The sequence below is a fragment of the Staphylococcus sp. HMSC061G12 genome, from assembly GCF_001838465.1.
In the GTDB taxonomy this organism is placed as follows: domain Bacteria; phylum Bacillota; class Bacilli; order Staphylococcales; family Staphylococcaceae; genus Staphylococcus; species Staphylococcus simulans.
In genome coordinates this window covers 1-15,255 of the sequence record NZ_KV837135.1, presented here as the reverse complement: position 1 = coordinate 15,255, position 15,255 = coordinate 1, and the positions used below count along the sequence as shown (strand labels likewise).

The window sequence follows — 15,255 nt, the reverse complement described above, 5'->3', positions numbered from 1 at the left end:
TAAAGTATGGCTAAAATCGTAGTAGCATTAGGAGGAAATGCCTTAGGCAATTCCCCACAAGAACAATTAAAGCTAGTGGAAAACACATCAAAATCACTTGTAGCATTGATTCAAAAAGGCCACGAAGTAGTCATCAGTCACGGCAACGGTCCGCAAGTCGGCAGTATCAACCTAGGATTAAACTTTGCGGCAGAACATGATCAAGGTCCAGCCTTCCCTTTCCCAGAATGTGGTGCAATGAGTCAGGCGTACATTGGTTATCAGCTACAACAAAGTTTACAAAACGAACTACACAATTTAGATATTAAGAAACCTGTTGTGACTTTAGTCACACAAACAGTGGTTTCTAAAGAAGACCCAGCATTTGAAAATCCAACAAAACCAATTGGTAAATTCTATGACAAAGATTTAGCAGATACAATTGCTAAAGAACGTAAATACACATTCGTAGAAGATTCTGGCCGTGGCTACCGTCGTGTAGTCCCTTCTCCACAGCCAATTGAAATTGTTGAGCTACCAAGTATTGAAGATTTAATCAATAACGGATCACTCGTTATTGCTGGTGGTGGCGGCGGTATCCCTGTTGTTAAAGACGACCGCGGCGACTTACACGGTGTAGACGCAGTAATCGACAAAGATAAATCAAGTGCGATTCTTGCGGCACACATCAAATCTGATAAGTTAATCATTTTAACTGCAGTCGATTATATCTTCATCAACTTCGGTAAAGAAAACGAAGAAAAATTAACTAAAGTCACTACTGCTGATATGGAAAAATATATTGAAGAAGGTCAATTCGCTAAAGGTAGTATGTTACCTAAAGTTGAAGCATCTCTTCAATTCATTGAAAAGAACCCAGAAGGCGAAGTACTCATTACTTCTCTAGAAAATCTAGATGCTGCATTAGAAGGTAAAGTGGGTACAGTGATTACAAAATAATTCGCTATTGATGGTAGGTAATGCTCAATAGATAGTGAATCATGACAGATATATTGATTATAAAAAGTGCCTGAACATGCTTGAACAATCTCACATTTGTTACAACTTGTTCAGGCCTTTTATAAATATTTTGTTACATAATTTATATTCAAGTCCTATCATACACAGAATTTTGAATGAGCGGATCTCGCTGATTCAAAAAAATTTTACGCAAAAATAAAGAGTATTCTTACACTTTAATCTTTGATAACTTTTTTAAGTCCTGCGTTGGATAGCTTTTGAATATAAATTTAACAGCCGAAGAATGTCAAAGTCTATATATCTATCGATAGTCTCTATGACATTTGAAGCTGGAACTAATATATAAATAAAGCGTATGGGCTGAATAAAATGTATCTTGTCTTTTTTATCTGACATTCGAATATGATAACTGCATTTTTGAGATTCCCTTGCTTATAAGGAGATGATTATAATGGATCATGCAAATCAAATGGATGCTGCTAAAGAATCAACAGAGCCCCCTAAAAAGAAGAAAAAATTTAAACTTCGTATGCCTGGTGCCTTTGCCATTTTGTTCATTTTAACAATCGTTGCTGTTATTGCGACATGGCTGATTCCAGCGGGTGCGTATTCTAAATTATCTTATGAACCAGGGTCTGATCAATTAAAAATTGAAAACCCTCATAAAGAAATTAAGAAAGTGCCGGGAACCCAAGAAGAATTAGATAAAATGGGCGTCAAAATCAACATAGAACAGTTTGAATCCGGTGCAATTAATAAACCTATTTCTATCCCAGATACTTACGAAAGATTAAAACAAAATCCAGCAGGACCTGACCAAATTACAAGCGCAATGGTTCACGGAACAATTGAAGCCGTTGATATTATGGTATTCATCTTTGTACTCGGTGGACTAATTGGTGTTGTAAGTGCCAGTGGTTCATTTGAATCTGGATTACTTGCGTTAACGAAAAAGACTAAAGGTCATGAGTTTATGCTCATCTTCATGGTTTCTATCCTGATGGTACTCGGAGGAACCTTGTGTGGTATTGAGGAAGAGGCCGTCGCCTTCTATCCAATACTGGTGCCAATATTCATAGCAATGGGTTATGACTCAATTGTCTGTGTAGGGGCCATATTCTTGGCCAGTTCCGTCGGAACAACCTTCTCAACAATTAATCCATTCTCAGTAGTTATCGCCTCTAACGCTGCAGGTATTGCCTTCACTGAAGGGCTATACTGGCGTATCGCAGGTTGTATCATTGGTGCAATCTTTGTTATTGGTTATTTATATTGGTATACACAAAAAATCAAAAAGAATCCAAAAGCTTCTTACTCTTATGAAGACCGTGAGAAATTCAATGAACAATGGTCTGTTATGGGTAAAGATGCACATGCGGATCAATTCACTTGGCGTAAGAAAATCATTTTAATCTTGTTCGTTATCCCATTCCCACTTATGGTTTGGGGTGTAATGACTCAAGGTTGGTGGTTCCCAGTCATGGCCGCAATGTTCTTATCTGTAACGATTATTATCATGTTCATTGCAGGTATGGGTAAACAAGGATTAGGAGAAAAAGGAACAGTCGATGCCTTTATTAATGGTGCTTCTAGTTTAGTAGGTGTATCATTAATCATCGGTTTAGCGCGTGGTATTAACTTAGTTATGAATGAAGGGTTAATTTCAGATACAATCTTGAAATTCTCATCTGACATCGTATCTCATGTGAGTGGTCCGATATTCATTATTATCTTATTGATTATCTTCTTCTTCCTAGGATTTATCGTACCATCATCTTCTGGTCTAGCAGTACTATCTATGCCGATTTTTGCACCGCTAGCAGATACTGTTGGTATTCCAAGATTTGTTATTGTAACTGCTTATCAATTCGGACAATACGCAATGTTATTCTTAGCACCTACAGGACTTGTAATGGCAACATTACAAATGTTGGATATGAGATACTCACACTGGTTCCGATTCGTATGGCCGGTTGTAGTATTCGTACTTGTATTCGGTGGTGCAATGTTAGTAACACAAGTATTAATCTACTCATAATTAAAACAAAATTAAATAGGTATTCTGAAGCAGAGATCTGAATAGGTCTCTGCTTTTACAATTATAATAGGAAGAAACTCATGATTTTTTAGCAAAACAGTAAAATTAGTGTACCTATCCAGTAAAAAAAGTGATAGTAAATGGATCGCTGAACAAGTAATATTTTATTACATTGACGAATAACAAATTTATGTATAAATAAAAGAGGCTCATCGTAAACAATTACGATAAGCCTCCACACTTATGAATGATAAAAAGTTATTAAATCTAATGATTTTTACGATACGCATCCAACATATCTTAAAAAATTCTACTTGATTTTAAAGCTGTGGTTTAAACCGCTGCAGTAATTCTCTTTTTCTCATACTGCATCAATTTAAACCCACCTATATGGTGTTTAATAATAATAGGGACACTAACTTTTTTACGCATCCTATTTGTGACGATTTCTCTCTCTATGTCTCAAATAAAAATTCATTTTCTTTTTCTCTCGAATTTTGTATTACAAATTTTCTATATCTCATTGTGATACGAACTTGTAAATAATAGTTGTATCCTTAAAGAAGGAGTGAATTTCTAATACCGATGTTTGTCTAACTGGATTTCTAACCAGAAATAATATAACCGTTATGCGAAAGATTGCCTTTCGTTAGTTATTTTTTTACCAGCTACAAACCTAATCGGTCAGGTCAATTGAATTACTGTGCTGTTAAACCTTCATGAAGTTCGATCTCTATTTATAAACTCAGCAATTCAATCTTGCACAGTACGCGCACCTTTCACAGCTGCAAATACAAATTGGACTTTGGCCTGTTTTTCTCTCAATTTGTATCAAAGTTGGATTCCTTTTTTGAGAGGTGTTTGTCTTGTGCATGGCTAAATATTAGCATCATGTTTTTTGATAGTCAAGAAAAATCTTAAAATTTTTATAGATTTTTTTACAATCATTACGGTTTCATACAATTTCTTGGTGGTTATCACTATCATAAAGTAAAAAATGTTATTTTTCTAAAACCGCACCACAACAACGATTAAAGTAATTTAGCAATATCAAAAAAATCTTGAATTTGTGTTTTTCGAGTTTTAGTGTTGAAAAAACCTTTGTGGTTTACGATAATTTTTTCGCTATATATGAAGTAAAATATTATCGTGATTTTTTTAATAAAAGTTCTTTACTTATCAAAAGTTATCCTATATACTTTTTCTTGTCTTCAAAGCAAGACAAAGATGCTGTCATTTTCTTTTTTGTTTTGAAGCGCAACTTTTAAATTCACAACTTGATGACCCGCCCTTTTGGGCGGTTTTTTGTTTCTAACAAAGCAAAAAGGCCAGACCATAAAGATAACTTTATGATCCAGCCCAATCAGAATAGAATGTCTAGTCTCATGCTAGAAACGGTTATGTAGCTTCTTGGAAAGACTACATGCTAAAATCTTAGCACTCCCCTATTTCTATTGTCAATCTAATATTTTAAATTTTAAATGAATGTAACCACGCTTTAATTTCTGATAAAAACATACATCTTCTTATCGTTTGCAATATATTCAATTAATCAAAAGAATGGTTAGCTTTTCATTGAATACATCAAACGTTTTAAAATCATATTAAGCAGCTATTTAAAGGCATTCAAACATTCTCTCTGTTTATATTCTAAGTCCTTTTTCATTGTTTGAAATTCAGTATTATCAAACTGTTTTATTATTTTATCGAAAAAGGTGTTTACAAAAATTAAAAAGCACTTTATAATTCAACTATCTCATTACCTCTCTTTGAGGTACATCACTTAAATATAACGCTATATCCAACTCACTTTATTTCATAGCGTTCAATACCATTTCCTCTTACGTTAATATCACATTATTTTCCCTTTAGTCGACAGTCGACATTGTAATTTTATTTTCAGGTAATACTCTAATTGATTCACAAACTAACTGAACAACTTAGAAACACGTAATTGATACATAATATAACTCAGTCTTGTTTAAGATTATCGCAGTTATTTCCAAATCATATTAATTTTAGACATCAGAGAAAGGAAATTTTAATATGCCATATTTTATCCAATACATACTCCCTATACATGAATTTACGAGTATCACAATTCATAACTTCAATCTTTACTTCCAACTGACAGGTGCGCGCTTATGAATAAGCTCTACATGACTATAAATTAATTTATTTTCAATTTAGCTTACACATTATTAATTCAATGACATCCAGACAGGAGAATATTTTCATGACTCAATTTCATAAAGAACCGCACATGACCTACCCTATTTCAAACTTAGTTTCTGAAATCAAAGAAAGCAACATGGATATTGATTCAAAGAAAGAGTTGATTTCTTTAACACAACATCTTCATCACGAATATCCACTCAACGTAGTAAAAATATTACGTGACAATTATATCCCTATCTCAAACTTAACTACTGAAGCTTACCAACAAGGTTATCGTCTTAAAATGGGGCAACTGGATATCAACTTTCCTAAACGTCTGTTCACTGAATTCGAACCTTCTGTTGTCTTAAGTTATGCATTACCTGAAGCAGCGATGTGTATTTCATTGCTGGAAAATCATGTTCATGGTTTAACACAAGGTTCAATTCATAATGCGCTCTATTATTTTTGGGGACACTCCATCACTGAATCTCACATCTCTCAGTTAAAAAGTGTATTGAGTCTTAAAACAAATACATGGCGCAAACGTTTGCTTGATTGTACTCACTATCACTTTATCCATGCGCATGCCCTTCAACTCCCTGTATTTGACGGTGCACATATTGACTTTGCGAAACTCTATACAATCACTGGCATCAATGAATATGGATATAGAGATATTTTAACTTTGACTGTTTCTTTTGAAGAAGAAAATGTGGTTTGGACACAACTCTTCAATGAATTGAAAAATCGTGGGATGAATCCGCCTTTAATGATTTCAGCTGACTTATCACCTGCTTTAATGAAAATATGTTCAGAACATCTTCCAACGATGAAATATCAAGTATGTTCTAGATCTATAAGAATTGCGTTGAATGAAGCTTTTGAACGTGTCTTAAATACTGATGACTATGCTGAACCGCCAAAAGATGTTGCGAAACAAGCACGTCAACTGGTAGCTGCATTATTCGAGCCTAATACTGAATACCAAGTCAATGTCGAAATCAAAAAAGAATTAGAAAAAATAACGAAAGACTATCCAAATTTTAAGGAAGGTATAAATTTATTAAATCAATACTTTGAAAGCTGCTTTACATATCTGACGATACCTGTAGCACCTAACTACAACTATGTACTGACAAGTAATAGCGCAGAACGTATCAATAAAGAAGTTAAGAAAATGAGTGAATGCCCTTATGTTTATGCGAGCCCAGAATCAGCAGAACTGGCGATTTCTTGTTTTATGAAACACTTGGAGTTCAACAACTTCTTTAAGCGCATTAAGCTTAAAAACAGAGAGCTCTATTAAATAATTAAAGGACTGCGCTAAGCAGTCCTCACATGTTATAACTCTGTAAATTTTTTATTTGAATCTTTAGCTTTCTCTACTGGATACTTAATCGCATTTTTCTTCAACTTTTCGCGGATAATATCATCAATATTCATCTCTAAGTTATCCGCAATCATGTAGCTGTATATCAAGACATCTGCCAACTCTTCAGCGATACGCTCACGCTTTGTCTCGTTGACTTCTTCAGACTGTTTCCACTGATACAGTTCTAAAAGTTCAGATGCTTCAAGCGATAAAGAAATTGCGAGATCTTTTTCATTATGATAAGGTCTCCAGTTTCTCGCATTACGAAAATCATTAATTTCTTGGATGAGTTGTTCTGTATTATTCATGGTCTATACCTCCATTAGCGGCACGTTTAAGTTCATTTTGCAAAGCTTCATCTACTGCGTAAATATATAAGCCGTTGACGCCGCGTGTTAATAAGACGTTTAATTCATTCTTAAGCAATTCCTCTGTGAATTTAGCTTTAGTGTTATCTGAGAGCGTTCTATTTCTAGTTGCTTTTTGATTATAACTCTCTGAACCGTCAAAAATAATTTTACCATCTCTAAATTTAACAGATGGACCAATAATCACACCTGCATAATTTAAATCGAAGCCTTGTACGGTAAATGTTGAACCTACTTCATCAATAGTTTGACTTTGTTCAGGCCAAGATAAAGATTTTTCTCGTTTACTAACTTTGAGTTGACTGTTCCAAGGCATGCTCCATTCACCAATACGTACACGCCAATAATCCGCGTCTTCAGGTGCTTTACTATTATACTTCCAGTCATACGTTGCGAGTAAACGTGAAATACCAGAGTCTTGAGATTGAGCTTTATTTCGTATTGCTTGTTCTAGCTGCTTAGGTTGATCAAATATTTTAATATCATACTTATCATCTTCAGGAATATTATCAATGGTTTGTTTATCTATGAGGCGACGAATCCAATCTACAGTATCTTCATTACTATTGATGCGCATTTGATTATTAAGATGTATGTGATTGTTATTTGCTTTAGTTTCTGACACCAATTTTTCTAACTGGTCTGCTTCTATCACTTGTTCAGTACTTAAGATTTGGTTTCTATCAAATACCGCAATAACTACTTTTGCTCGGGCAATTAAATCTTTCAGTTGGTTTTGTCCACGGTAAGATTGCTTACCTTGTGTCCATAATAAGTGCGCTTCATCTACAATGATTACATCTACTTTATCCTCAGTACTGCGCTGATTAATAAAGCTGGTAGGTTTGTTTACTATCGCTTGTTTTTTATTCTTTGGATCATACAACCCTAATTTCTTCGCAATTTCTTGATAAACTTTTAATTGTTCATCATGATCGACTAACAAATACACACTTAAAGGTTGGTTATCATTTTCTTCTAACAACATACGTTTTAAATCAAAGAATAAGCTGCTCATTAATACAGTTTTACCTGAACCCGCTTCACCTTCTACCAACACCAGCTGTTCTTCTAAGTTATTATGTAACGCTACTTTAATCTTACCCGTTATCGCTTCTTTAGCTTTATTTTGTTCCTGAGTCAATTTATGAAACGGGGAAGCTTTGAATATCGCTGAATCTCTAATAATACTTTCTACTGGGAACAAAATATTATTCTCTTTATTCAACTTCTTCCAAATATCCGTAAAGATATCATCTAATTGATCAGCTGTATAATAATCGTTTTGTTGGTTTGCTCTCTTATTATAGATGTATTCAATGCTATCAACACTTGATAAATACTGCATCAAACGATTCTCCACATCTAACGTTAGAGATTTATTGAAATAGCGATGACCAATCACATACATAGTCGACGTTAACGACAACGAAAAATCTGCCCAATAAGGTACTGTCTTCGCATCCGTCAATAAATGCTGAGAAGTACGCTCCTTAATATCAGCTGTCTCCCCTACATACACCTTAAAACCCTTTTGCTTATCATCATTAATGATATAAACCGTAGGATACTTCAACAGATACTTCGAATCCTCAGAGCCTTCCCATACGTCCACAAAATGATTTAAATCCTCCATTGAATACTTTATTTGTTTAATTATCGGCTTTCTTTTCCTATTCATTTTAATCACCTAATACACCATTAATATTGTAGTAATTAAATACTACACACCTGTTTAAGATAATTATAAGTGTCAGTGAATAGGAAAACAATAAAACCACCATACGATTCAGCTTCCAAAATACATTTATACACAATGTATTGTTCTTTCATGTTCTTTTGTCTTGGTTTTAAGTTTTATTTATTGATTCTTATTTAGTAAACCACAATTACATATCCGCCATTTTTTTAAAATCAAAATTTCCTTCTATCTTTAATATCAATAATTGGATTCTTCATGAATTGTTATTCACCCTTTTCGTAATTTTTCAGAAACGACATATATTTATTTGAATATTTAGAAAATATTAAGTAGAATAGAAATAAACTAAGTAAGCGCTTACATAGTGAATGTTTACTTGTTTCCATCTTTTATATTAAGGGGGCGATAATTTGAAACAATATGACTTAGTTGTTATTGGCGCTGGCCCTGGTGGTTATGTTTCTGCTATTCGAGCAGCACAATTAGGTTTAAAAGTAGCTATCGTTGAAAAACAGTATTTTGGGGGAACCTGTTTAAACGTTGGCTGTATACCATCCAAATTATTATTAGAATATGGTAAAAAAGTTCAAAACATTAACATTGCTGACTCTTGGGGAATACACACTGAAAATTTAGACATAGATTATTCTAAATTGCTCTCTAGATCGAAGACAGTAATTTCTCAATTAACTGGCGGTGTTGAGCATTTACTTAAACAAAACAAAGTTGATCAGATTAAAGGTGAAGCAATTGTAAACGAAGACTTAACCATTAAAGTTGATCAGCAAACCATCAAGGCTAAAGACATTATTCTTGCAACTGGCAGTACTCCATTCGTTCCTCCTATCCCTGGACTAAAAGAAACAAACTATCACACTACAGACACTATCTTCAAAATCGAAAAACTACCAAAGCAATTAGCAGTAATTGGTGGTGGCGTTATTGCTACAGAAATTGCATCATCAATGGCTGACTTAGGTGTTAAAGTGACAATTATTGAAGTCGCTGATGATATCTTACTCACTGAAACTAAAGAAATCCGCTCCGTATTAAAAGAACATTTAGATTCTCAAGACATTACAATTTTAACGCAATGCACAATTGATAAAGTTACCCAAGATCATATCCAATTAAAAGATCAAAAAGATATTAACTTTGATACCCTGCTTGTTGCTACTGGCAGAAAACCGAACCTTCAAGTCATTAATGAGCTCAATATCGAAAAAGATGAAAAATCATTTTTAAAGGTTGATACAAATTATCAAACTAGTATCCCACACATTTATGCCGTTGGAGATTTAGTAAATAGTTATCAGCTTGCTCATGCTGCGAGTGCTGAAGGAATCGTGGCAACAGAAAGTATTGCTGGTTTAAAACCTAAAGCAATTCAAAATGAAATGATTCCACGTTGTATCTATACGCGTGTGGAAGCCGCTTCAGTAGGATTATCTCAAGAACAAGCAGAAGAACAAGGTTATAAAGTTAAAACAGTCGAAGCTCAATTCCAAAGTAATGCTAAAGCCTTGATTGAGGGAGAGACTGACGGTTTTATTCAACTCGTTATCGATACTCAATATAGTGAAATATTAGGTGGTTTTATTACCGGGCCTAATGCTACTGAGTTAATTGGTGAACTGCTAGGTGTAAAAGTATCTGAAGGAACAATAGAAGAATTATCGCAAGTGATTCAACCTCACCCTTCTCTTTTAGAAGTAATGGGAGAATCTGCAGATAGTTATCTAAATAAAGCAATTCATAAATAGCTATTTTTAAGGGGGAATTAGTTATGAATAAAGAAGAAGCACGCTGGATCTATAAAACAATGAATGAAATCCGTGAATTTGAAGACAAAGTACATGAGATATTTGGTAAAGGAGAAATCCCTGGATTCGTGCATCTATACGTTGGCGAAGAAGGTGTCGCAACGGGTGTAATGGCTTTATTAGAAGATGATGACTATATCACGAGTACACACCGAGGACACGGACATGCTATTGCTAAAGGTTGCGACTTAAACGGTATGATGGCTGAAATCATGGGTAAACGAGACGGCTTAGGCCATGGTAAAGGTGGCTCAATGCACGTGGCAGAAATAGATAAAGGTATGCTCGGTGCCAATGGTATTGTAAGTGGCGGTTTCGGCTTAGCAACTGGTGCTGGTATTTCTTTAAGAAACCAAGGCAAAAATAATGTTGCTGTATGCTTCTTTGGAGATGGTGCAGCAAACGAAGGAAACTTCCATGAAGGCTTAAACTTCGCTTCGATTTTAAACCTGCCTGTTATCTTCGTTTGTGAAAACAACCAATTTGGTGAAGGTACTACACATAAATATGCAAGTGCATCAGAAACAATTGCTGAGAGAGCTTCAGCTTATAACATGCCTGGTGTTTATGTAGATGGAATGAATGTAGTAGAAGTATATGATGCAGCAAAAGAAGCTATTGAACGTGCTAAAAACGGCGAAGGTCCTACGCTTATAGAGTGCGATACTTATCGTAAATATGGACACTTTGAAGGCGATGAACAAAAAGTAAAATCAAAAGAAGACAGAAATGCTGATCGTAATCCAACTGAAGAATTCCGAAAGTATGCTATCGAAAATGACTTATTAACTGAAGATGAAGCAAATGAGATTGAAACAGCTGCGAAGAAAGCTGTGGAAGATGCAGTAGAATTTGGTGAAAATAGTGAATTACCGGATTTAGATTCTTTATATAAAGATGTATTTGCATAAGCTTAAAGGGGGAACTGACAATGGGAGAAGAACGTAAAATCACATTTATGAAAGCCGTAAACGAAGCAATGGATATTGCGATGGAACAAGACGAAAACGTTATATTAATTGGAACGGATGTAGCCGGCGGTGCAGATGTAGATCACTTACAAGATGATGATTCATTCGGTGGTGTATTCGGTGTAACTAAAGGGTTAGTAAAAAAGTATGGACGTAATCGGGTAATCGATACACCTATCGCTGAACATATTACTTTAAGTTCCGCAGTCGGTGCTGCTGCAACAGGCTTAAGACCAGTGGCAGAATTAATGTTCAATGATTTTATCGGATTTGGACTTGATCCTATTTTAAACCAAGGTGCAAAAATGAGATACATGTTTGGTGGTAAAGCCAAGATTCCAATGGTAGTTAGAACTGTTCATGGTGCTGGCGCTGGTGCCGCTGCGCAACACTCACAAACACTATATAATATCTTCGCTAGTATTCCTGGTGTTAAAGTAGTAGTCCCTTCTAATCCATATGATGCTAAAGGATTACTTTTAGCAGCGATTAAAGACGATAATTTAGTTGTTTACTCAGAAGACAAGACATTACTAAGTATGAAAGGTAACGTCCCTGAAGGAGACTATATTGTTGAGATTGGAAAAGCTAATGTTGTACAAGAAGGCGATGACTTAACAATTGTAGCAATAGGAAAAATGGTACAGACAGCTTTAGACACTGCTGAAAAGTTATCTGAAGATAATATTTCAACTGAAGTCATCGACTTACGCTCAATTTCTCCATGGGATGAAGAAGCGGTATTAGAATCAGTAAAGAAAACAGGTCGTTTGATTGTGATAGATGAATCTAATCCTCAATGTAATATAGCTGGAGATGTCGCTTCAGTAATTGGTGATATTGGATTCGATTACTTAGATGGACCTATTAAAAAAGTTACTGCTCCAGATACACCTGTACCATTCGCTCAAAACTTAGAACAAGCATACATTCCAAGTGTAGAAAAAGTATTAGATGTAGCTGATGAACTAATTGCTGATTTAAAGAAAGTAAAATCTTAAGTTAAGGGGGTGGATAAAATGAGCACAAATATTATGATGCCTAAACTAGGCATGACAATGAAAGAAGGAACTGTTGAAGAATGGCATGTACAAGAAGGTGATTCAGTAAATAAAGGTGACATCATCGTTTCAATCAGTTCAGAAAAACTAACACAAGATGTTGAAGCCCCTGCTGACGGAACTATTATAAAAATCACTACTCAAGCTGGTGAAGAAGCGAAAGTCAAAACACCTATTGGGGTTATAGGAGAAAGCGGAGAGACTGTTGAAGAAAGTGAGCAAGAAAACAGTTCAGAAAAAGATGAAACTTCTGAAGAAAAAGATGTGAATTCAAATGATACTAACGAGTCTCCATCTCCTAAAGAAGTTAGTGCTACTCAAAATAAAGGCGAACGTATATTCATTTCTCCTCTGGCACGCAATATGGCAGATAAAAACAATTTAGATATCTCTCGTATCGAAGGCACAGGCGGAAATGGAAGAATTACTAAACTTGATATACAGCGCGTTCTTGAAAATGGATTAGATAAAGAGAGCCAAGAAACAACTGATACACCTTCTGCTGCTTCTGTTTCATCTTCTACTGCAGGAGAAGGATTAAATCCAATACGTAAGCGTATTGCTCAAAATATGCGTCAGAGTCTCGAACAAACAGCACAACTTACTCTGCACCGTAAAGTTAATGCTGATCCGTTATTTTCATTTAAAGAAAAATTAGCTACAGAGTTAAGTAATGCTGGACAAGATGTGAAGTTATCTATCACAGCATTGCTCGCTAAGGCTGTAGTATTATCACTAAAAGAGTATAAAAAAATTAATGTCCGCTATGAAAATGGTGAGCTTCAAGAATTTGATGAAGTACATTTAGGTATTGCGACATCATTAGATGATGGACTGATGGTGCCTGTGATTAAAGAAGCGGATAGTAAAAGCATCGGTGCATTAGCAAATGAAATTAAAGATGCTGCAGAAAAAGTACGCAATGGTGAAACTAATGATGTTGTCTTATCTGGTGCTACATTTACGATCACGAATATGGGTACAAGTGAGATTGAGTACTTTACTCCAATTTTAAATGTGGGGGAAGCGGGCATCCTAGGTGTTGGTGCTATGCAATCAGAAGTTGTTATACAGGATGGCAATGTAAAGCAAATTCAACGTTTACCACTCAGTCTAACATTTGATCACCAGTTATTAGATGGTGCTGATGCTGCAGAGTACTTAAAAGTGCTTGCGAAGTATATCGAAAATCCATATTTGTTAATTTTATAGAACATGAATAAAATCGGAATTATCATAAGTACTTACGATAATTCCGATGCTTTTTTATTTAATTTTCGTCTTTCTTTTCCCATCCATTTTACCCACCTAGCTCACCATTAATATCGTAGTAATTAAATACTATGCGCACGTTTGAGGTAATTATTAATTTCATAAGAGATATCTTCAACATTCTGTATTACTTATTTAGAATGGTCATTAATATTAAATTTTAAAAGACACAAAATTCATTAATAAATAACTTTTAAGAAATAAAGAAATGACAAACAGTGGAGTTTATTAGTATCATTATAGTAAGGGAAATATAGAACGCAATATACACAAATAACAGTTCAATTGATGGTGATACTATGAGTAATACGATTATACCTTTTGATAGGGTTAAAAATTCCGATTTAATTATTGATGCAATATATGAAGGTGGAAACACCGGGAATGTTTCCGATGAAGTAATAGGAAAAATAACAAATACAGGTAATAGCGGTGGATTTCGTCTAAGGTTAAATAAAAATAGAACCCCTGCATATTTAGTGCTGTATACTTCTGGAGAAGATATAAACTGGCCAGATGAAATTAATAAAGAAACTGGTACTGTTACTTATTTCGGTGATAATAGAACTGCAGGGACAGAGCTTAAAAATACAAAGAAAAAAGGAAATCAACAACTGGAGTATATCTGGGGGCTAGACGAAACTAACGACTGGACCCACCTTCCTATTTTTATGTTTAAGAAATCTCCAACTCTTAATAGTACTCGCAGTGTACAATTTATTGGTCTTCTAGTACCTCATATCATAGGAGAAAGCAGTGAAGCTTTACTTACAGCAATTTGGCGAACTGATGACAATGGCAATAGATTTCAAAATTATGAAGCTCGCTTTTCTATTTTAAATACAGGTGAAGAAATTATTCATCATGAATGGTTAGATGCATTAATCAATTCTCCTGATGACAGTGATAAATTTGCGCCAAAAGTTTGGCTTAAATATAAAAAGAAAAATGCTATTACTAAAAAAATGGTTTTAGAAGCTCCTAATGAGATTTATGTTCGAAGTAAAGAATCACAAATTTCATTTGATTCCAAAACAGAAGAAAAAATGATGGAAATAATAATTGATCATTTTTCTGATAATCCTTATCGATTTGAATCTCTAGCTGTGGAATTAGTATCCACTATGGATAATAATTTCCATTTTGAAAAAACGAGAAAAGTAAGAGATGGAGGTAGAGATGCAATTGGTTATTATTCAATAGGCATCAATAGTAATAAAGTGAACCTACCTTGTATTTTAGAAGCCAAATGTTATAAAACTACAAATTCAGTAGGGGTAAAAGAGACTTCAAGATTTATATCACGCCTGAAATATGATGAATTCGGTGTGTTTATAACAACTAGCTTTTTAGGAGCACAAGCTTATAAAGAGATTGTAGAGGACAAAAAACGTATTCTTATCTTAACAGCAACAGATATTATAAAAATTCTCAAAAAAAGTTATATCACTTCTGAGAAAAAGCTTCTATCGTATCTTACAAACTTTTAGTCAAAAAAGGGGTCGGGACATAAATGTTCTGACTTCTA

General features: G+C 34.5%; 10 protein-coding genes. 8 read left to right on the top strand and 2 right to left on the bottom strand.

The annotated features are described in order from the left end of the window. Positions 1-6: 6 nt before the first annotated feature. The 3 genes from arcC to HMPREF2937_RS09005 all read left to right on the top strand — a co-directional run bounded on the left by arcC (position 7) and on the right by HMPREF2937_RS09005 (position 6,464). Complete coding sequence (gene arcC, locus HMPREF2937_RS09015; RefSeq protein ID WP_002480072.1) at positions 7-939, top strand: carbamate kinase; 933 nt, start codon at positions 7-9, stop codon at positions 937-939. A 490-nt stretch (positions 940-1,429) separates the two neighbouring features. Continuing rightward, positions 1,430-2,998: a YfcC family protein gene (locus HMPREF2937_RS09010; protein ID WP_031262850.1), complete on the top strand. Its 1,569-nt coding sequence runs from the start codon at positions 1,430-1,432 to the stop codon at positions 2,996-2,998. A 2,236-nt stretch (positions 2,999-5,234) separates the two neighbouring features. Next, entirely contained in the window at positions 5,235-6,464 is a 1,230-nt protein-coding gene (locus HMPREF2937_RS09005) for a transposase (RefSeq protein WP_070864424.1), read from the top strand. 35 nt (positions 6,465-6,499) lie between these two features. Here HMPREF2937_RS09005 and HMPREF2937_RS09000 read toward each other — a convergent pair whose 3' ends face one another. Both HMPREF2937_RS09000 and HMPREF2937_RS08995 read right to left on the bottom strand, forming a co-directional pair. Next, on the bottom strand, positions 6,500-6,838 hold the full coding sequence (locus HMPREF2937_RS09000; protein ID WP_070864423.1) for a nucleotide pyrophosphohydrolase: 339 nt from the start codon (positions 6,836-6,838) through the stop codon (positions 6,500-6,502). Continuing rightward, the gene (locus HMPREF2937_RS08995) at positions 6,831-8,579 is read right to left on the bottom strand and encodes a DUF2075 domain-containing protein (RefSeq protein WP_070864422.1); all 1,749 of its coding nucleotides are present in this window, start codon (positions 8,577-8,579) and stop codon (positions 6,831-6,833) included. Before HMPREF2937_RS08995 ends, HMPREF2937_RS09000 begins: the two co-directional genes overlap by 8 nt. A 431-nt stretch (positions 8,580-9,010) precedes the next feature. On the opposite strand from HMPREF2937_RS08995, the gene lpdA reads away from it, so the two are divergent. The 5 genes from lpdA to HMPREF2937_RS08970 all read left to right on the top strand — a co-directional run bounded on the left by lpdA (position 9,011) and on the right by HMPREF2937_RS08970 (position 15,217). Then, entirely contained in the window at positions 9,011-10,363 is a 1,353-nt protein-coding gene (gene lpdA, locus HMPREF2937_RS08990) for a dihydrolipoyl dehydrogenase (protein WP_070864421.1), read from the top strand. Positions 10,364-10,386: 23 nt separating this feature from the next. Beyond that, positions 10,387-11,334 (top strand): thiamine pyrophosphate-dependent dehydrogenase E1 component subunit alpha, encoded by a 948-nt coding sequence (locus tag HMPREF2937_RS08985; protein ID WP_002480079.1) that lies wholly within the window; start codon positions 10,387-10,389, stop codon positions 11,332-11,334. Positions 11,335-11,354: 20 nt separating this feature from the next. After that, positions 11,355-12,395: an alpha-ketoacid dehydrogenase subunit beta gene (locus tag HMPREF2937_RS08980; RefSeq protein WP_070864420.1), complete on the top strand. Its 1,041-nt coding sequence runs from the start codon at positions 11,355-11,357 to the stop codon at positions 12,393-12,395. Between the two features lie 18 nt (positions 12,396-12,413). Continuing rightward, entirely contained in the window at positions 12,414-13,667 is a 1,254-nt protein-coding gene (locus HMPREF2937_RS08975; RefSeq protein WP_070864419.1) for a dihydrolipoamide acetyltransferase family protein, read from the top strand. Positions 13,668-14,026: 359 nt separating this feature from the next. Continuing rightward, entirely contained in the window at positions 14,027-15,217 is a 1,191-nt protein-coding gene (locus tag HMPREF2937_RS08970) for a restriction endonuclease (protein ID WP_070864418.1), read from the top strand. The last annotated feature ends 38 nt before the right edge of the window (positions 15,218-15,255 follow it).

Excerpts from the sequence above, each read along its gene's own strand:
- HMPREF2937_RS08970 (WP_070864418.1), top strand. The coding sequence starts at position 14,027 with ATGAGTAATACGATTATACCTTTTGATAGGGTTAAAAATTCCGATTTA.
- HMPREF2937_RS08995 (WP_070864422.1), bottom strand. The coding sequence starts at position 8,579 with ATGAATAGGAAAAGAAAGCCGATAATTAAACAAATAAAGTATTCAATG.
- HMPREF2937_RS09000 (WP_070864423.1), bottom strand. The coding sequence starts at position 6,838 with ATGAATAATACAGAACAACTCATCCAAGAAATTAATGATTTTCGTAAT.
- HMPREF2937_RS08975 (WP_070864419.1), top strand. The coding sequence starts at position 12,414 with ATGAGCACAAATATTATGATGCCTAAACTAGGCATGACAATGAAAGAA.
- HMPREF2937_RS08980 (WP_070864420.1), top strand. The coding sequence starts at position 11,355 with ATGGGAGAAGAACGTAAAATCACATTTATGAAAGCCGTAAACGAAGCA.
- HMPREF2937_RS08985 (WP_002480079.1), top strand. The coding sequence starts at position 10,387 with ATGAATAAAGAAGAAGCACGCTGGATCTATAAAACAATGAATGAAATC.
- HMPREF2937_RS09005 (WP_070864424.1), top strand. The coding sequence starts at position 5,235 with ATGACTCAATTTCATAAAGAACCGCACATGACCTACCCTATTTCAAAC.
- HMPREF2937_RS09010 (WP_031262850.1), top strand. The coding sequence starts at position 1,430 with ATGGATGCTGCTAAAGAATCAACAGAGCCCCCTAAAAAGAAGAAAAAA.
- arcC (WP_002480072.1), top strand. The coding sequence starts at position 7 with ATGGCTAAAATCGTAGTAGCATTAGGAGGAAATGCCTTAGGCAATTCC.